Genomic DNA, 19349 nt, shown 5'->3' with positions numbered 1-19349 from the left:
TATACATAAATTCTAAAATTTTTGTTCGCAGCGAAGATAGAGGTTGCAATCAATAGCCATTTTTTGACTGCTTACAATTATTTTGCAATATTCATTAGCAGAAGTGCCATGTAATCTGTTTCTCCAGATACTAATTTTCGTAAAACATCCGCAATGTATTGTTATCAATTTCCGCCTGACCACTATTGACATAACGGCATATAGCCGCCCATTCGTTCACGGCATAACGAACTGCTTTGATGAAAATATTAGTCGCTAAATCTTGGGGCTCATCATATATCGGCTTGAGAACTTGCCATAATTGGGATAAGAAGAATCTCCAAATTACAGCGGCCTTTACCAAGAAAGATAAAAACATCACCCGTATCAGGAGAATTCTCTTTAGGAACATCGGTTACCGTAAGAGGACTCAAACGAATCTCCTCCATCCATTTGATAACGGAATAAAAATTCACTGTAAAATTCACTCATATTCATAATCTCGAAAAATCAAATTATGAAGCAAAAATTACAATCGATTAAAAAAGAGTCAAGTGCCATACAGTGAGTGATTACCTTTCATCTTACCTCTCTATTATACTCAAAAACAAGAACCATTTGAAATAATTTTGGCTTCATAATTTATTTTCTATATGTTTACACTTACCTCACTCAGCCATAGTTCTTTCGGCAACTGCCTCCTTTTTCTCATACCCACCAAATAATCCATTTTTCCTATAGCAGCAAAGAACAGATAAACAGCATCCTTTATATATGTAGACATAATTGATTTAAGATACCATGCAAATGATTTTCCATATCGCTTGTAACCACGATAGATATAGCGTTGCGCCTGATGAGCTTTCAGATTTTTCTTCAAGGACGGTATACCAAATTCACGGTAGAACAGCAACGGACGTTCTATGTTGTAAAAATTGCTGCTGCCTGCCGTCCGAAGCCAGAGTTCACAGTCTTGGCATCTACGACATTTCTCATTATACTTGTTTCTACGAAACCATTCTGTCCTCCCACAAACCGTAGGATGTATAAACCCAGTAGAAACACCGCTCATATCAGAGGAACGTATAATATTATTTTTATCATCAATTATCATTGCTGACGCCCCCACTACATCAACGTCCGGATGTTCCAACAGGTACTCCACTTGCGTTTCCACTCTGTCCGCAACCATAATGTCATCATCATCCATACGGACATATATCTCACCTTTGGCCAACTCTACACTTTCATTAAGACGAGAGGGAAGCCCGTGATTCTCGTTATCACTAACCAATCGTATTCTTTTGTCTTTTGCTGCAAATTTTTCAGCAATTTTACGTGAACCGTCTGTTCCGTTGTCATCCATCAGCAATAATTCCCAGTTTATATAAGTCTGGTTCACAACTGACTGAATGGCATCAGCAAGGAAACACTCAGAATTATAAAAAGGAATTGCTATGGTTACGAATATATTATGGTCTCTCATGCACAAAAAATCTTTTGATGCTGTTCTTTAATTTGAATTTCAGGTTTTTATATCGTAACTTAAAATATTGCGGATACATGTATCTGCAATATTTTGTATGTTTGCGAACAAAAGCCAAGTCAATCTTATTAGGGGTATCTATATACGCATTCGGTACGATGCAGAATCTGATGGTTTCAGAAACCTTATCCTTCATGCATCTCTTCTGAAAATGCACATAGCCTAATTCCCGAGATGTCAAGGAACCATCTTTATGAAGTATCCAGTCTGTCAGGATTCCTGAATTCCACTCGAAAACATGCTTCCCTTCAGATGGCCCTTTATATATGAAACGTTCATCGTATTTGCCTGTCACAAAATTTTTCTCAGAGGCTTTTATATCAGCGTACATTTCATCAAAACGTTTTATTCTCCATCCGTACTCCATGTATATGGTGTTTATACTTATAGGATTCAGCTCGTCAAAAGCCCAATTACGTTCCGACCCCAAAATTTCTTTTAGATTGTTTTTTCGGAATGACACGTCCTCAAATATTCTATGGTTCACTTCATCGGTGTTCCTATATATGGTCATATGGCCAAGATACAGGAACTTGTCCGCACCAGTAAGGAACTCGTCAGTCAAAAACTTACGCAAATTTCCAAAAATACAATCCGTCATGTCACAGTGTCCCCAATAGTCATAACCTTTGGTGTATTCAGGGAATATATAACCATACGCCGGTTTATAGTCACATAATTTATATGGATGGTCAAGATATATAGGAAAGTCAAACATCTTTTGCACCTGTTGCTTTATAGCTTCCAAGGTTGTATAAACCACCTTCACATTTGACGGGTATTTCAACTCTTCCGTATAATCGTCCGTCAGTATCAACCAATTGATAGTAGGGTTCTTTTCGCATGACAACAACCACAACTTCATGTGAGCAATTGGCAGTTTACCGAAATACGGACATATAAAAAGTATTGTTTTCATATACGCTAATATTTGTTGCTCTTCACTTGTTGCTGCAAAACTTTGTGTATTATACTTTCCATTTTTTTCACAGCTGTACGCCTACGACAATTTTCAAAAGCATATTGCTTTCCTTCTTTACCCAGCCTGGCACGTTCTTTGTCATTACCTAACATTGCATCTATTGTCAAGTGCATATCACGTATGTCATCCACAACTATGCCACCAGGTAGTTGATGAGCATTTCCCACATTAGTACTTATAAACGGCAATGACCTTGCCATTGCCTCTATTACAGATATAGAAAATTCTTCATGTGTACTGGAAACCAAGTAGGCAGAAGCCTTGTCCAAGATGTAGGGAAAATACTTACGGTCTATTCCGGTAAACATAAAGACCGAACGCTCACCATACTGTCTGTCAAATTTAGCTTTTGCCTTTTGCAACTCATAGTAATAAGGAGTTTTCTTTGAACCTATCATGACAAGGGCGTATTCCTTGTGCTTTGATTTGTAGAACTGACGCATCATTTCTATCTGGTTCTTTACCACCGTATAATTGGCTATGCTAATCAGATATGGTCGTCCATCAGTAGGCAATTCATATTGTTCCTCTGCCTTCTCAAAAAATGCGTCATCAGCCGCATTACAAAGCACATAATTACTTTGAATATTCTTAGTGACATAATCAAATCCCGAATCGCAATCAGTCAAGCTAATGGATGCCGCAAAATATTTACATTGACGCTTGAAAGTATAGCCGTAGTAAATCTGCATACGCAACCAATTATATGTGCCGCCAATGGTATGCTTGAAGTCAGACTTTAAGCCGAATGGCTTACAAAGCAATCCCGATAAACCATGGGCGTGAAGAATGCACGGAACTTTTATCTGGCTCATTATGGGCAACAGAGCATCAGTTGTCATTGCCTGTCCACACTCTATTATAACAACATCAAAGGAACCGTTAAGTACAAAACTTCGGATACCCAATAAATCGCCTTTCACCCTCTTGGCTATGTTGTGCCACAGAAGAAAACGCCGGATATGCACCCCATTATATTCATCCCCGACAGGCAATTCTTCTGTCGGAGAAATTGATGTAGCAACAGTTACTTCATTATCAACCGCAAGACCTTCGGCCAGATATTTCACCACCATCGGCACACCACTTTGATATGGATAATAACTTTCGGAAACAAACAGTATTTTCATCTATTTTTGTTTTATTCTAAACCTGTCATGATGCGCAACACCTTAAAACGTTTCTCTACCAATAGAGCTATATACGAGAATAGCGTCATCAAAACAGATATTAACAGCCATTCTACATAGTGGCTGCATGGAAAATCAAGATGCAAGTGCGAAACGATTGCTATCGTCACCATTGCCGTTTGAATATGGTTGAGGTAATATTGCAAAGAATATTTTCCAAAATGAAAAATCCCCAGCTTTCCAAAGACCTTTTTATCCCCCCCATTAAAATCATAAAGTATTGTATAGCACATAGTTACAAACAACACAACACCTGCCATACGACCTATAAACATTTCTTTTTCTTCAAACATATAAGCCAAAACAAAGCCCACCAATGAAACAGCAAAAATTGGCAAACGATATTCTGATACAAACTTTCTGATTACCGAATAGTTTCTACGCATATAGATGCCTGCGATAAAGAATGGGGTATAAAGGAAATATCTCCACATATTGGTCGGCATATCGCTTATTGACAAACGGCATATCACAGCTATCGTTGCAAGCAGTATCAATCCCCCCTTAAAACTACGGAACAACCTTGTTGTAATCATTACCAGCAAAAGGTCGTAAAGAAACCAATAATGACCACCTGTAAATAAAGCCACTATCTCATCGGCAATATCGTAACCCCCCGACCTTGTGAATCCTGCAAGAACAGAATGAGTAAACTGCATGATGCACCAAAACGACACATAAGGTATCATTAGCCGCTTAAATTTCTTACTAAAAAAAGTCCTCCAATCCAACGTTTCTGAAAACAAAAAACCACTTGCAATGAAAAACATCGACATCTGGGGCTCAACGATTATATAGCGCAATATCGGGCTGATTTCAGTGTCTAAGTTTAAAACTGGAGTCAACGAATGCCCCATTATAACAAACAGAATTGCAATACCTTTGAGGCAGGTAATTTCAGGATAATAGGGTTTGGAATTTACCATAGCAACTGACTTTATGTATTATGTATAATTTTCCTTTTTTTATAACATTGAACAAATAGGAATACCAATAAAACGGCATAATCCCAACTTAAAAACAATATAGAAAATGAGCCTCTACAAAGGGAATGAAATTGTGAAAAGACACAAAATGAAAGAATTAAAAAATACGGAGACTTATCAGCCACAAAAGTTCCATATTCCAAATAGTGAATAAATCGACCTAAAAAAAAGAAAATGACTATAATTCCAAGAATTCCGAATGAAATATAAACATCTGCAATACATGAAGAGCCGAATCCCCATCCCCAATCTGGCATATTTTCACCAAAATACATTTTTGTTATCGTTTCTCCAGACGGTTCTGCAACCCCATGTGTAATTCTACTTAAACCAGGTACTAAAACCGAAAAACCATTAATAAACGAAGTTCCCCAATTATAATTTTGTTTAATAGGAACATTTGCTAAAACGAGATGAACCGTATTAACACTACCTGATAATTCAACTGTTAAAGGTGAAATTGTTTCCTTTGCAGAAATCAACGAAGATATTTCATTCAAATTTTTTGTCTCTTGCATTCTTATGATGCCAATAAGAGTCATCGAAAAAGCCCCTATAATAAAAAGCACAAATATTCTCTTATAATTAACACCATCCTTTGCAATGTATACGTAAGATGCTAATAACATAAGACACACTTTTATTGCACCACCTCTATTACCTGTAGCAAAATATACAAAGAGATAAAATAAAATTAATGACAATGGAAATAAAAAATATAAAATTCTTATACTTTTTGCATTGACTTTATTCTTATACTCATAAGAATAAATTACTACAATTGCCAACAAGACAGCTTGAGCAACCATCAAAAAACCCATATTCTCATCTTCTGAATGCTTTGAAAAATCACCAATACCTGTCAATGCAACATATACGAATAGCAACCCGAATCCGCTTGTTACCAAAAAATACTTACTACGAAACTTATATGTGTATATACAGTCCTTCAACAGCCTTGGGCTATAGCAATGATACCCAAACAAAAAAGTACTTAAAGCTAAAAGAGCAAGAGCACTTGCTTTACTGACAACAGAAGGAACGTAAGCCCATATCAAATCGTATACAGAAATCGAATCCTGATCTATTATGCCTAAAGAAAAATCAGTAGCCCTTTGAAAGAATACAATAAAAAAAAATATCAGAAATATAGTAGAATGTCTTAAATAAATTTTCTTTAATTCTTTGTCTGTACAATAGCCTTTTATTTGTAATACAATTAAGAATATGGCTATTATTGTACAAAACCCCATAAATGGTCTTGACGGATAATTAGGGGCCGTATAAAAAAATACTAATGAAATTAATAACACAATTAGAGATATTAGTTTCATCTCAGAATATCTTTTTGATGTAATACCTCTTCAAACACACTTATCCACTTATCAGCAATCTTATCAGCAGCAAAACACTGTGTCTTCTTATAAGCCTCATCTGCCATATCATTCAACTTTTGTGGATTTTCCGCAAGCCACAACACCTTATCTGCCATTGTCTTGCAATCCACGTTTAGTATAAGGCAACCATTCTTACCATCGTCAACAATATCAAAAATACTTGAATAAGTACTCATGACCACAGGTACGCATTTATATTGCATAGCCTCAGTCAGAGTAAGCCCCCATCCTTCATAATCAGAAGTCATCAGGAATATTTTTGAACACTTATAAAAATCTATGGGATTCTTGAACCCATGAAATGTAACACGTTCCAAGTTAAGTTTGTCGGAAAGTCGTTTCAATCGGTCAAGTAAGTTGCCATCACCCACTACATCAATCGACCAGCCAGGCAATTTTTTATATATTTCCTTCCACACATACAAAGCCCTTTCCGGCCTTTTTTGAGGGGACACTCTGGCACAAAAAAGAATTTTATTATCCTTCGTACAATCTACATCTTTCCTCTCAAAAGATAGCATGTTGTTTATTGCACATAGTTTTTTAGTGTTTTTCAACCTGCCAACTTTTGCATACTCCGGAATGTTCCTTTCACTAAGTAGCACTACACGATTACTCTCTTCATACAATCTACGATAATGCTTTTTTACGTTTTTCATTGTGAACAAACAAAATGGATATTTATAGGCAATTCCCTTTAACAGACGAAGACAATTCTCCCTGAACGAAAACATGTTCCAGTCTATAGGATGTCTATATATCAAGTTTCTTATCGTTGGGCAAAAATGCAAGGCTGAAATATATTTCACAGATGTGCCTTGCACCACCTTCCATACGAGTTCGTGCGAAGCCAACGAATGGGCATCTTGATTAAGAACAACATCTATGTTTTGTTCTGCCAATATTCTTTTAAACTCTTTTATATTGTTTACAGATGTAGCATCCTCATCCGGTAGAAAAAACATCGGTACTGGAGTCCTATACTCTATATTGTATTGTGATTTATGCACAGCAACAAAAATCACATTGACATCACGTTTAATCAAACTTCTTGTTAGGGATATTGACACGCGCTCAATGCCACCTATATACTCGTTAAATTCTTGATAATTATAAATAGCTATGTTCATTTTGTCTATGCATTTTGTCTTGTCCAATTAAAATTGAGCCACCGCATCACGGTCTTTATAGGTAGTATCACATCCAAGGCATCCAAATCCTCTGCATTAATGAATATTGGCGCAACACACAAAGCTACTAACAATGCCAACACACCCTCAACCAATAACGTAAACAGATTGGAAGCATTTATAAAGTAATCTATTGCAAAGGAAAGCCCAAATACCAACGCAAAATAAGCACAACACCTCCATAGTCTGACATATACTTTGGGCATAGACTGAGGATAGATGTGGCTGTATATGGCAATGTGAAGCACAGCCCCCTGCATAATTGCAGCTACAGCACCAATAATCAGGAACGCAGTCATATTAACACCAAGTTCCAATAATACTACGCTTGTCCCAACATATATAACGGCAATAGCCAAACTCCACAATGCACTGCTTCTCACATTATTCCAAAGATTATAAATAATACTGTATGTAGACCCAAATGTGGTTATCGGGATTATAAACATCTTGATTACAAGCCATAACCAGTAATGCGAGATTTCATCGTTAAGCCATACTTTCAGAATGGGAACTGATAATCCCATAACTATGCCACAAAGCAAACTTGAAATCAGTCCAACAATATATGCCCCGTCAACAACAGTACGCACAAGATCATCATGTCTACCCTCAGAATAGGCTATAAGCATAAGCGGACGGTACAGTACACCTATAACGCCCGTTATACTTATGCAATAAGACCCGAATTCAGATATAGCCCCCAAAATACCTGTATTATATAGACCAAAATAATTATTTACAAGAATTGCATCAATCTTATAGATAAAAACTCCCGAAAAACTCATCAATGACACCCATGTCAGCATCTTGGCAATCGGCTTCATTGCTTTAAAACTAACGAATCGTCTGCCAAACTGTATTTCCTTACTTTTTGTTATCTTATAGAATATGATACTTATAACCAATACCAACAATTCAGCAAGCACAGATGCCAATCCTACATTCGACACATCTGTTGTCAAAAATGTAAATAGCATAATATTGAAAACTAACTTTGCGAGATTCCTCAGTATTTTAAGATAGTTGATAAGGTCGAGTCGATTGTCTGAATAAATTGTAATATTGACACAATTACTGCAAACTGCCACAAACAGACTTGCTACAGTGTAAGCAATCAATAGTCCAGCAGAATGAAAAAATTTATCCGGAATATGCAGCAAAGCTTCAATCTGCGGCAAAAGACAAAAAATAACAGGCAAAACAATAACAGCAAGCAATATTGTTATAGCTATAGCTGATGAAAAGTAAACCGATGCTTTTTTGTAATTCTTTTGCCTATACTCTAAAGAATAGAACCTCGTAACCGAACTTTGAAGCGAGTCGGTCAAGATAATAATATATTGATTTACCACCAATGCTATCGGTAACACTCCGTATGTGACTACCCCTAACTCCTTTACGAGATAAGGAGTATAAAACAGTCCTACCAATACGTTAGCTATAAGACACATCACATTGGTAATTAAGTTTTTTCTGATTTGTGTCATCTTAACTTTAAACTCGGTTCTCCCAAATCTGGTATAGTAGTTAATCTATCCGTTGATCATTGGGCTTATTTTATCCACAATGTCATCAATTCCGCTAAAAGAGCAACGATTCAGATTAAGTTCCCTTATTTTGTCCCTTATCTTCATCGCTGATTTCTTGCACTCCTCTTATACTCTCACACAAGCGGAAGATTCCTTTCCGCAAATCAGTCTTACCATTAAAAAGGCCAAATATCTAACTTGATTATTTACCGCCATTACCTATACTATAATACTCAAACTCTAATTCCTGCAACTCCGACTTCTCATAAATATTACGTCCATCAACCACCACAGCCTGCCGCATCGTCTTCTTCACTACACCCCAACTCGGCATCCTGAATTCCTTCCACTCCGTTACAAGCAGTAAAGCATCTGCATCCAATACGGCATCATACATATCCGTAGCATAGACGACTTTATCACCTATCCTGCGTTTACACTCATTCATTGCAATAGGGTCATAAACCTTCACTGACGCACCAGCTTCCACCAGCCTATCAATTAAAACCAAGGCGGGCGCCTCCCGCATATCAGCCGTTTCAGGTTTGAAAGCCAAACCCCACAAAGCTATTTGTTTGCCTTTCAAGTCACCTTTATAATGGTTCAACAATTTGTTAAAGAGAATACTCTTCTGACGTCCGTTCACCTCCTCCACTGCTTTCAAAACACGCATCGGATAACCGTTCTTTTCAGCGGTTTTTATCAAGGCCTTCACATCCTTGGGGAAACAAGAGCCACCATACCCACAACCCGGATACAGAAATTTACTTCCGATACGGCTGTCCGAACCGATACCCTTACGAACCATATTCACATCGGCACCTACCAGTTCGCAAAGATTGGCGATGTCATTCATGAAACTAATGCGCGTGGCCAACATCGAATTAGCAGCATACTTTATCATCTCAGCACTCGGGATATCCGTAAATATCAGACGGTAATTATTCATCATGAACGGCTTGTAAAGGCGTTCCATCATCAACTTGGCCTTTTCTGATTCCACACCTACAACCACACGGTCAGGCTTCATGAAATCATCCACCGCATCACCCTCTTTCAGAAACTCTGGATTGGAAGCCACGTCAAACTCTATCTTCGCATTACGCTTGTCAAGCTCTTCCTGAATGGCGCACTTCACCTTTTGGGCTGTACCCACCGGAACTGTGCTCTTCGTCACAACCAATACATACTTGTTCATCGTACGACCAATGGTACGCGCCACTGTCAATACATAACTCAAATCGGCACTACCATCTTCGTCAGGCGGGGTTCCAACAGCACTGAACACAACTTCCACCTCATCCAGACAATCCGTCAAGTTTGTAGTGAATTTCAGACGGCCGGCAGTATAGTTACGATGAACCATATCCTCCAGACCCGGCTCATAGATAGGAATAATACCCTTTTTCAGATTTTCTATCTTACTTTCCTGCACATCTACACAAGTCACATCGACACCCATTTCCGAGAAACAAGTACCTGTAACCAGCCCTACATAGCCAGTACCAACAATCGCTATTTTCATGCTATTTTCGTTTTGCTTTTAACTATAATTTATAAAAAGAGCGATACCACTCTACCGTTTCACGAACTCCGTCCTTAATCGATTTGTTGGGTTTGAAACCCAATTCCTGTTGCAAGGCCGTAGTGTCCGCGTCCGTCTGATAAACATCACCCGGTTGCATCGGAAGATACACTTTCTCCGCCGGATGACCTATCACCTCTTCGATAGCCTGAATAAAATCCATCAGCTTCACCGGATGAGAATTGCCGATATTATAAATCTTATAAGGAGCAGTTGAAGAACTGGGATCGGGAGCTTGTGCACTCCAATGGGGATTGGGAACAGGAATATGGTCTATCACCCGAAGTACGCCTTCAACAATATCATCGATATAAGTGAAATCGCGTAAAATATCGCCATGATTGAAAACCTTTATGGCACGACCGTGCAACATAGCATCGGTGAAAAGGAAAGGGGACATGTCCGGACGCCCCCAAGGACCATAAACCGTGAAAAAGCGCAGACCGGTAGAAGGAATACCATACAAATGGCTGTAAGTATGCGCCATCAGTTCATTGGATTTCTTCGTGGCTGCATAAAGGCTTACCGGATGCGCAATGCTGTCCTTTTCCGAGAAGGGAACTTTTCCATTCAGCCCATAGACGCTGCTGGAGCTAGCATAAACCAAATGTTTCACCTGATAGTGACGACAGCCTTCCAACACATTTAGGAAGCCGTCTATATTGCTCTCCACATAGGCATACGGATTTTCAAGGGAATAGCGCACTCCGGCCTGAGCGGCAAGGTTCACAACCTTGTCAAAATGCTCATTGGCGAAAAGCATCTGCATAACTTGTTTGTCTTCCAGATTCATGCGGATAAAGCGAAAATTCTCAAAAAAATAGATTTCGACAAACTTATACCAGTCCACAAGCTCCTGCTGAATACCTAAGGTAGAAAGACGGCCATATTTCAAACCGACATCGTAGTATGTATTGATATTATCCAATCCTACTACGATATCTCCCCTATCCAGCAAACGTTTACAAACATAGAAGCCTATAAATCCGGCTACACCGGTCACTAAAATTTTCATGATTTATTTAATAGTAAGTACTTAATTTAGAGACAAATACCCTATTTAGGGCATCTCCCGTAAGCACTCACTGCGTGGCTATAATGCCCGTAAAGGTATTGTAGCCCACTTTGAGTTATATTTTTGATTAATAATTAGTTAATTTACCAATGATAAAACAGATTCGGTTCTTTTTCTGCAAGATAGCCCAACCAATAGTGGGCAGCGACCAAGCCTTTTCTCCAAAATCTTTCGTATTTCTTGCTGATAGCAGGCAGAAAACTGGTAAAGAGTACTTTATCCCGTCTGTCTCTTACCACTCTGGGTCTGAAAGTAAAGCCCAAGTAATCTTCAGACTGGCTGATGAAAGAGAAATAATCTTCGTGAATTTTCCCTTCTAACGTCCATATGGGTAAGCTATAATACATTATTTTTTAAATCCAGCATCAATCCTCCCCATCCCAAAAGCGATGCAATGCCATCCGCATCCGGATTTCCTTTGCCGAAGGTATCGGCTGGCCGGCATTTATATAATTCATAAACTGCGGGACAAAGTCCGCGAGGGAATCTCGTACAGAGTCAGGCATCAGCATGTGCCATTCACCTTTAGCATCATCCTCGTATGTCAGCACAAGACCGAACTTCTGGAGTTTATAGAGAGTTTTGCGTATCTTGCGTACCACGTATGCATTGGCACTAGCCGTGACAAACACCTCGAGCAACTGATGTTCTGCCTTGCAAAGGGAACACATGATATTCACCGGAGCAGAAAGAATTCCCTCAGCCACCCGCCGGGCTGTCTCTTCCTTCTTCAAGTTAGGACTTACATACAAGTCCAGTTTCTTCGCAATTCCAGCATCCGCTGCTTTGCCATGCAATTGTAGATGGCGGCAAGGCTAATATTAGAACCGTATTCCTTATTTTTAATGGTAACCATATTTCCAATTTTAGAAAACACAATCTTCCACAATATATCTGTCTACATTCCGCTTTTCCTTACTGAAGTTCACCCCCACCTTGACAAGATGCCTCCCGTCCAGCGTATAAGGAATCAGATACCCTTTTTCGTCAATCTGCCGTAAAGCCTCCTCAGCACTGCCGTTCAGTTTAAACTCAAAAACATAAATGGTATCTTTCGTCTTCACCACGGCATCGGCACGACCGCGGGCACTACGGATTTCCGTTTCAACAAATTGTCCCATCAAAGTGAAAACCACATAAAAGATAGCCTGGTAGTGACGCTCCGTATTATCGCTCAAATCGTATAGCATACCGGCAAAGAACACTTGCAGACGTTCCATGAAAGCATCCACATCACCGGAACGGAGTTCACGCATAAACTTGGCTATGTGGAAACCGGTTTCATCATCAGTCACTCCTGTATAATAAGGTACCAAGAAATTCAAGAAACCATAGCGTACCTCATCATTGGGAAAACCCAAAGTGTACAATAAAACATCCCTATCGTAGTCTTTGATGGTCAGATAACCACTTTGATAAATCATGGGAAGCGGATTCTTTACTTCTGCACGATACTCAAAAAAGGCGGAAGCCGTCACTTCAACTCCCTCAATCAGAAGGCGCAAATCATAATCACTCTCTTTCAATAAATTTACCAAATAGGTAGGAGTACCGGTCTGAAACCAGAAATTATCCAAAATCTTCGACTTGCATGCATTCAACACACTGAAAGGATTAAAAACCCCTTCACAATGAGGGTAAAAATGATAACCGTCATACAGCTTCGTCATCTGCTCCAAAGTTGTATCAAAGTCCATTCCATTGGAAACACCCAAACGTTCTATCTCCGGAGTAAACGTTGTGAGCAGTTCTTCCTTAGTAATACCACATAAAGAAGAATAGTCGGGCCATGTACTGATGTCCTGCAACTGATTTAAATCACTGAACACGCTAATCTGCGCAAACTTCGTCACACCCGTCAAGAAAACAAAACGGAGATAACGGTCGGCACTTTTCAGTACCCCATAAAAGGCTTTCAATATCCGACGATATTCTTCCGTTAGCTTTTCATCCGAAAGAGCTTGAAGCAAAGGCTTATCGTATTCATCAATCAACACTACCACTTGCTTACCCGTCTGGGCATACGCCTGCTCTATCACATAGGCAAAGCGCTCTTCGGGACTACGCTCCTGCTTTTCCGCACCATATTTCAATTCCCACTTTTCCAGATATTGATTAAGCATGGCTACCAAATCTCCGGCTGTTTCATATTTACGGGCATTCAAGTCCAGATGCAATACAGGATATTCCTCCCACCGGGTTTCCAGTTTTTCGATGGCAAGTCCGTGAAACAAATCTTTACGTCCTTGAAAGTAAGCTTCGAAGGTAGATATAAGCAAACTCTTACCGAAACGGCGAGGACGGCTCAAAAAATAGGGAGTGGAATTGGATGCTATCTTATAGACCATTGCTGTTTTGTCTACATAAAGATAATTTTCTTCACGCAGCTTTTCAAAAGTCTGTATACCAATCGGCAGTTTACGCATCTGTTCCATCTTATTTCTCTTTTTTAGAAGCTATATGCAAATATACGTTTTTTCTTCAAAGAGAAATTCTATTTATACATTTTTATTCCATTTCCTCCCATGGATAAGGATTATCCACCACATTCTGAAACTCATCAACTGCTTCCTGCTGCTCGGCAGTCAGTGATGCAACACTCCAGGAAGCAATGATAGAACGGCCCTCGTCGGCCAAAGGCTCATCGAAAACCTCTCCATAACAAGCCGTAAGCAAACGGAGTTTCAACAAAGAGGAAGGAAGGGCATCAAGGGTATCCCAGCAACGCCTCAATACCTCCTGCACATGCTGCTGTTTTTCTCCATGGTCAATGAACGAGGCACTATACCCCTTCAAGAGCGCAAGACATACATTTGCCTGCTCCTCCACCGTGGTGCCCCAGCTGCCGGAATTATACAAAGTTGTGGTTAAGCGATAAACTTCGCTGTTACGACGAGACAAGTCATCACTATAGATAGGACTGCCGTCCATACCCAAATACATCAGATCGTGCGCAGCACGCTGAAGGAGGAGTGCTTCTTCTAAAAGAGACATGCTATTTTGATTTATGATTTCAGAGTTATGATTTATCTATCACCAATGACTAATCATTGATTATCGACGATTATTTGATTACTTCGATGAGGTCTGGATGGATGGTCGCCATGGCAACGGCGATGATACCTTGTATAGCAATCACTACACGACGATCACGGGCACCTTTTACCTTTAGAAAAACACCTTCTTGACCCTCGAAGTCGCCACCGGTGATACGGACTTTCGTACCTTTGGAGAGATTCAGTTCTTCGGGTTGGAAATAGAGAAGATGGTCATTGTAGGTACCGGCGACGGCTATGAAACGCTGCATATCATGGTCGGGAATGATTATTTTCTGACCGCTACGGGTATCAGTAATATATTGCAAATAAGTAATTTGAGACTTAAATCGCTGCACTTCGGAAGGACGTGCGTGGACAAAAACCAGATTACGGATGACGGGAACCAAAGCACGGACTTTCCTGCCCCTACAGATACTTATCTTATATTGCATGGGAATGAAACAGCCAATATTTGCCTTTTCGAGAAGATGCATAGCTTCAAGCTCCCTGCGGTATGTGGCACGCATAGCAAACCAAACTTCGGTCTCTTTATCCATTTCTATTCTTGCTAATTTTACTTAGAAAAAGGTATTCCTTGGGGGCTTTGAACTACTATTACAGAACTGTAGTTCAATCACTTGCGAGCATTTTATGGGAAGTTTGACAAGCACTATGCCCTTCTTGTCAACAGATTCTCTGCGGTTGTTCATTACCTTTTGGTAAGAGACTATAAACAAACGTATTAGAAACAAAAAAGCGTTTTTTAATCGTACGTTTAAAAAACAGCTATTTCGAACTTATACAAGACATACTCAAAGAGCTAAAAATAAGAAGATTTTAACTGATTACATATATTGCATATACTGCTGAAATTCAATGTAATATACTTATCATTATTTATTATTAGGAACATTTTTCTATCAAACATTTTGCCATTACAAAAAACGTCTCTATCTTTGCGTTCATTAAACGTACGTTTTTTAAACAGCATATCATCTTATATATCAACCATTTACAACTCACCCTTCACATTTCCCTCCAAAATTCCCTTATTTCTCCCACACTTTTTATACTTTCGCATTTTTTAACCAGAATAAAAAACAGTTAAACGAACGAAGAATTACACAAATGAAAGAACTCAAAAAAAGAAGCATCTCAACAGTAACGAGCAGAGAAGCATGTCGTATCAATCTGATACACAGAAGATAAGAACAACGAAAGTAAAGGAACACAGCTCCATAGTGGACGAAAAGCTATTGGCAGAACGGGTTTACTACGGAGACCAGACCCATGTTTATGTAGGTTACTTAAGAGCCTTTAAATCAGGCTATTTTGAAGGCACAAAAATTAGAAAAATAACGGATATAGCCAAACTGCTCGTAGCATCCGAAAACTTCACAAGAGAGCCAGAGGAGAGCAAAAGCCTTTGACTTACAGTACGATAATCACCGAATTGGAGAAGGTATGGGCCATCATAAAACGGGAAGACACCACACTGATTGACCCATACGGATATGATGTAAGGATAAATCACTGATAGTTCAGTACCTGGAAAGGCAGTAATTTTGCCGCCGTCAGCAACCGGACAGAAGGGCTACACCTTTCTTGTCGGATGGTGTAGCCTCAACAAGGCAAGGGCGTAGCCATCCGTACTGAAAGGAGTAGCCCTTTTTCATTGCTGATTATCATACATTTACTAACCCTAAAAACATAAAAAATGGGAAAAGAAAAAACTGAATTTGAGGAGAAATTTGTATCCAAAACAGAAAAAACAAAAAAGCTATGGGAAAAACGGATTACGGAAAACACGACATTGAGCATGGAGTCTGTACAATGGATGGCACAACGCATAAATTCCCTATTGGAATACATGCGATACGGATATGCATTGATAGCCTACCGAAAGCAGGACGGCAGCTTCTACATGGGAAGAGGAACCCTTGTTTCCTACGAAAGCGACTTCAAAAAGAAACATGACATGACAAGCATTAAAGTTCACGTAGCCTATTGGGACGCGGAACAACAAGGCTGGCGGACTTTTCTGATTGAGAATTTTATGGAGTGGAGACCGATAGTAAACTAACAAAAAACATCAATATCAAAAGCTATGGAGGCTTATTTACTACATGATGCCAATGCCGGCAGCAACCTAAAATTAATGATTATGATACAAGAAGAAGGTATGAAAGGATATGGCATTTACTGGACAGTGCTCGAATTCCTCAGATTGCAGAATGAATATAAAGCCAGCCTGAAAGTGATTCCCATACTGGCACAAAAAGCAAGGGTGACAACCGCCACACTGAAGCGAATCATCTATGACTATGCGCTGTTCGAGGTGAACGAGACAAGCTTCTCATCCCCCGGACTAAGCCGCCGCATGGAGCCATGGGACGCCCAACAAGAAGCTAAAAAAGAGGCCGGACGTCGCGGTGGACTGGTTAACCAGCAGAGAATCAGGGATGCCAAGGCAAGCAGCGCTTTAGCAAATAAACTAAATAAAGAGAATAAAGAAAACCCCTCTCTATCTCCCCAAGGGGAGACGGGAAGAAAGAAGGAGGAGATTCTTCTGACTCCACCGGAGTACACGCTCAACAGACAGACGCATAATTACCAAGGCCTGATGGAAGAACTGGCAAGGCAGAAAGTAACCGACATCCACGATTTGAATGCCATCCTGAGACTGACGGATTTTGGAAAACTGGGAGGGAAAATCTGGAAAATCCTATATGAGTTGAACAGCTCACCCCAACTGAAAGCCCGCATCGTGATGCCCGGAAAGTATATACTGAAATTACTCAGGGGTTAGATTTAATAAAAGAAATATAATACTTATCTTTGTGTCCATAACAAAACACCCTAATCATTATGAATCTGAAAAAACTATTTTTTGCTTCCGCCCTGCTCTTTGCTGCATGCGGCACTATCCAGGCCCAGGAAGTCATTGCCCACCGTGGTTTCTGGACTACGGACGGCTCGGCCCAGAACTCCCTTGCCGCACTTGTAAAGGCTGATTCTATCCACTGCTACGGCTCCGAGTTCGACGTTTGGCTCACCACAGACAATCAGCTGGTTGTCAATCATGACGCCACCTTTAAAGGCGTAACTATGCAAGATGCCACAGCCAAGGTATGCACCGCCGTACAACTGGACAACGGCGAACAACTCCCTACCCTGCAACAGTATCTGGACAAGGCAAAAAGCCTGAAAACCCGCCTTATCCTCGAACTGAAAGCCCACAAGACCCCCGAACAGGAAACACGAGCCGTAGAGGGTATCGTAAAAATGATAAAGGACAAAGGACTGGAGGACCGTACGGAATATATCACCTTCTCCCAACATGCCACCAAGGAGTTTATCCGTCTGGCACCCAAAGGCACCCCCGTCTACTACCTGACCGGTGACCTTACCCCCAAGGAGTTGAAAGCATGGGGTTGTGCCGGTCCCGACTATCACTTCAGTGTCTTCCAAAAACATCCTGAATGGATAAAGGAATGCCACGACCTCGGCATGAAAGTAAACGCCTGGACCGTAAACGAAGCCAAAGACATGGAATGGCTCATCAGCCAAGGAGTAGATTTCATTACAACCAATGAGCCGGTAGTGCTGGAAGAAATTTTAAAGAAAAAATAGCCGCTCCTTATACATTTAGAAACAAAAACCAAACAAACCGCTTCATTATGTCCGCAATGGAGCGGTTTATTGTTTTCAAAAAGATAGCAATTAGCCCTATAAAAAATCTTTTTTCTTATTTTGAATCAAACTAAACTTTCACATGGATTACAATTTATATAAAAACAAAGCCATATGCTTTTAAATTGAAAGCCTGACAGTAGATATTCTCATTGAATGAAAGTTTCGCTAAAAAATAATAGAAAATAGATATGCTTTACAGTTAATTATAAAACAAAACGTCGTATATTTGCATCGAAATAAAACAAAAGGATATATTAACCAACCGATAAAGGACAAAATGACAAGAGCTATAAAATTCACCAAGATGCACGGTGCCGGAAACGACTACATTTATGTAGATACGACCCAATATCCTATCAGCCATCCGGAAGAACTTGCGAGGGCATGGAGTGCACCGCATACGGGAATTGGAAGTGACGGTCTGGTACTTATCGGTTCTTCGGACAAGGCCGATTTCAGCATGCGGATATTCAATGCCGACGGCTCGGAGGCCCGGATGTGCGGCAATGCAAGCCGCTGCATCGGAAAATATCTTTTTGACTACGGACTGACCTCCAAAACAGAAATCGCACTCGATACACTGTCAGGTATAAGGATGCTAAACCTGCACTTGGCAGACGGAAAGGTCAACTCTGTAACCGTAGACATGGGCATACCTGCCGACGAACCGGCAGACTACGACGGCAAAGGAGCCAAACCGATGAAAGAACAGCCCATCGAAGTGGACGGAGAACGATATGTAGGGACCACCGTATCCATGGGAAACCCGCATCTGGTAATCTTTGTCAATGATATTGAAGCCATCGACCTTACAGTCATCGGTCCCAAACTGGAGAATCACCCTCTCTTCCCCGGACGCATCAATGTAGAATTTGCCCAGATATTGGGAGAAGGAAAAATAAGGATGCGTGTCTGGGAACGAGGCTCGGGCATCACCCAAGCCTGCGGAACCGGAGCTTGTGCCACCGCCGTGGCAGCCTTCCTCACCGAACGCGCAGGAAGGGAATCCATCATCGTCATGGACGGAGGCTCACTCACCATCCGATGGGACATCGCCACCAGGCATGTACTGATGACGGGAGAAGCCACCAAAGTATTCGACGGCAAAATTGAATTAATTGACTAACCACCAACTATCAACCAAGAAAAGATT

Annotated in this window: 19 protein-coding genes; 5 read left to right on the top strand and 14 right to left on the bottom strand. The window is 40.3% G+C overall.

Annotated elements, in window-relative coordinates; all coding sequences use genetic code 11:
* Nucleotides 1-130 precede the first annotated feature (130 nt).
* The 14 genes from ACESTD_RS11045 to ACESTD_RS10980 form a co-directional block, all read right to left on the bottom strand.
* Nucleotides 131-358 carry a transposase gene (locus tag ACESTD_RS11045; protein ID WP_373170072.1) on the bottom strand — a complete coding sequence of 76 codons (228 nt, stop codon included), beginning with the start codon at nt 356-358 and terminating at the stop codon, nt 131-133.
* 270 nt (nt 359-628) lie between these two features.
* Nucleotides 629-1465, bottom strand: a complete 837-nt coding sequence (locus ACESTD_RS11040; RefSeq protein ID WP_195288791.1) for a glycosyltransferase family 2 protein — start codon at nt 1463-1465, stop codon at nt 629-631.
* Nucleotides 1452-2444 carry a DUF6625 family protein gene (locus tag ACESTD_RS11035; RefSeq protein WP_008664405.1) on the bottom strand — a complete coding sequence of 331 codons (993 nt, stop codon included), beginning with the start codon at nt 2442-2444 and terminating at the stop codon, nt 1452-1454. Before ACESTD_RS11035 ends, ACESTD_RS11040 begins: the two co-directional genes overlap by 14 nt.
* A 5-nt stretch (nt 2445-2449) precedes the next feature.
* A complete protein-coding gene (locus tag ACESTD_RS11030) occupies nt 2450-3637 on the bottom strand; it encodes a glycosyltransferase family 4 protein (RefSeq protein ID WP_008664403.1) in 1188 nt (395 codons plus the stop codon).
* 11 nt (nt 3638-3648) lie between these two features.
* Entirely contained in the window at nt 3649-4623 is a 975-nt protein-coding gene (locus tag ACESTD_RS11025; protein ID WP_329779489.1) for an acyltransferase, read from the bottom strand.
* Between the two features lie 11 nt (nt 4624-4634).
* Complete coding sequence (locus tag ACESTD_RS11020; protein WP_008664399.1) at nt 4635-6017, bottom strand: O-antigen polymerase; 1383 nt, start codon at nt 6015-6017, stop codon at nt 4635-4637.
* On the bottom strand, nt 6014-7210 hold the full coding sequence (locus tag ACESTD_RS11015) for a glycosyltransferase (protein ID WP_195288789.1): 1197 nt from the start codon (nt 7208-7210) through the stop codon (nt 6014-6016). Before ACESTD_RS11015 ends, ACESTD_RS11020 begins: the two co-directional genes overlap by 4 nt.
* Nucleotides 7211-7215: 5 nt before the next feature.
* Entirely contained in the window at nt 7216-8760 is a 1545-nt protein-coding gene (locus ACESTD_RS11010) for a lipopolysaccharide biosynthesis protein (protein WP_195288788.1), read from the bottom strand.
* A 244-nt stretch (nt 8761-9004) separates the two neighbouring features.
* Nucleotides 9005-10327, bottom strand: a complete 1323-nt coding sequence (locus ACESTD_RS11005) for a UDP-glucose/GDP-mannose dehydrogenase family protein (RefSeq protein WP_373158858.1) — start codon at nt 10325-10327, stop codon at nt 9005-9007.
* Nucleotides 10328-10349: 22 nt separating this feature from the next.
* Nucleotides 10350-11402 carry an NAD-dependent epimerase gene (locus tag ACESTD_RS11000; RefSeq protein ID WP_373158859.1) on the bottom strand — a complete coding sequence of 351 codons (1053 nt, stop codon included), beginning with the start codon at nt 11400-11402 and terminating at the stop codon, nt 10350-10352.
* A 425-nt stretch (nt 11403-11827) separates the two neighbouring features.
* The gene (locus ACESTD_RS10995; RefSeq protein WP_195657482.1) at nt 11828-12196 is read right to left on the bottom strand and encodes a hypothetical protein; all 369 of its coding nucleotides are present in this window, start codon (nt 12194-12196) and stop codon (nt 11828-11830) included.
* Nucleotides 12197-12328: 132 nt separating this feature from the next.
* On the bottom strand, nt 12329-13897 hold the full coding sequence (locus tag ACESTD_RS10990; protein WP_373158860.1) for an ATP-binding protein: 1569 nt from the start codon (nt 13895-13897) through the stop codon (nt 12329-12331).
* A 73-nt stretch (nt 13898-13970) separates the two neighbouring features.
* Nucleotides 13971-14456 carry a UpxZ family transcription anti-terminator antagonist gene (locus ACESTD_RS10985; protein ID WP_195288783.1) on the bottom strand — a complete coding sequence of 162 codons (486 nt, stop codon included), beginning with the start codon at nt 14454-14456 and terminating at the stop codon, nt 13971-13973.
* Between the two features lie 70 nt (nt 14457-14526).
* Nucleotides 14527-15063, bottom strand: coding sequence for a UpxY family transcription antiterminator (locus ACESTD_RS10980; RefSeq protein WP_034529747.1), 537 nt, complete (start codon nt 15061-15063; stop codon nt 14527-14529).
* Between the two features lie 615 nt (nt 15064-15678).
* Between ACESTD_RS10980 and ACESTD_RS10975 the strand changes: the two genes are divergently transcribed.
* The 5 genes from ACESTD_RS10975 (at nt 15679) to dapF (ending at nt 19322) form a co-directional block, all read left to right on the top strand.
* Nucleotides 15679-15930 carry a hypothetical protein gene (locus ACESTD_RS10975; RefSeq protein WP_373158861.1) on the top strand — a complete coding sequence of 84 codons (252 nt, stop codon included), beginning with the start codon at nt 15679-15681 and terminating at the stop codon, nt 15928-15930.
* Between the two features lie 287 nt (nt 15931-16217).
* Complete coding sequence (locus ACESTD_RS10970) at nt 16218-16583, top strand: SH3 beta-barrel fold-containing protein (protein WP_195288782.1); 366 nt, start codon at nt 16218-16220, stop codon at nt 16581-16583.
* 24 nt (nt 16584-16607) lie between these two features.
* Nucleotides 16608-17309 carry a Lin1244/Lin1753 domain-containing protein gene (locus ACESTD_RS10965; protein WP_117990768.1) on the top strand — a complete coding sequence of 234 codons (702 nt, stop codon included), beginning with the start codon at nt 16608-16610 and terminating at the stop codon, nt 17307-17309.
* A gap of 59 nt (nt 17310-17368) precedes the next feature.
* Nucleotides 17369-18133, top strand: a complete 765-nt coding sequence (locus ACESTD_RS10960; RefSeq protein ID WP_005837303.1) for a glycerophosphodiester phosphodiesterase family protein — start codon at nt 17369-17371, stop codon at nt 18131-18133.
* A 340-nt stretch (nt 18134-18473) separates the two neighbouring features.
* On the top strand, nt 18474-19322 hold the full coding sequence (gene dapF / locus ACESTD_RS10955) for a diaminopimelate epimerase (RefSeq protein WP_117990767.1): 849 nt from the start codon (nt 18474-18476) through the stop codon (nt 19320-19322).
* The last annotated feature ends 27 nt before the right edge of the window (nt 19323-19349 follow it).

The organism is Bacteroides sp. AR20 (assembly GCF_964250605.1).
Lineage (GTDB): Bacteria > Bacteroidota > Bacteroidia > Bacteroidales > Bacteroidaceae > Bacteroides > Bacteroides uniformis.
The sequence above is the reverse complement of the archived record's forward strand: the minus strand, read 5'-3'. Positions and strand labels throughout refer to the sequence as shown.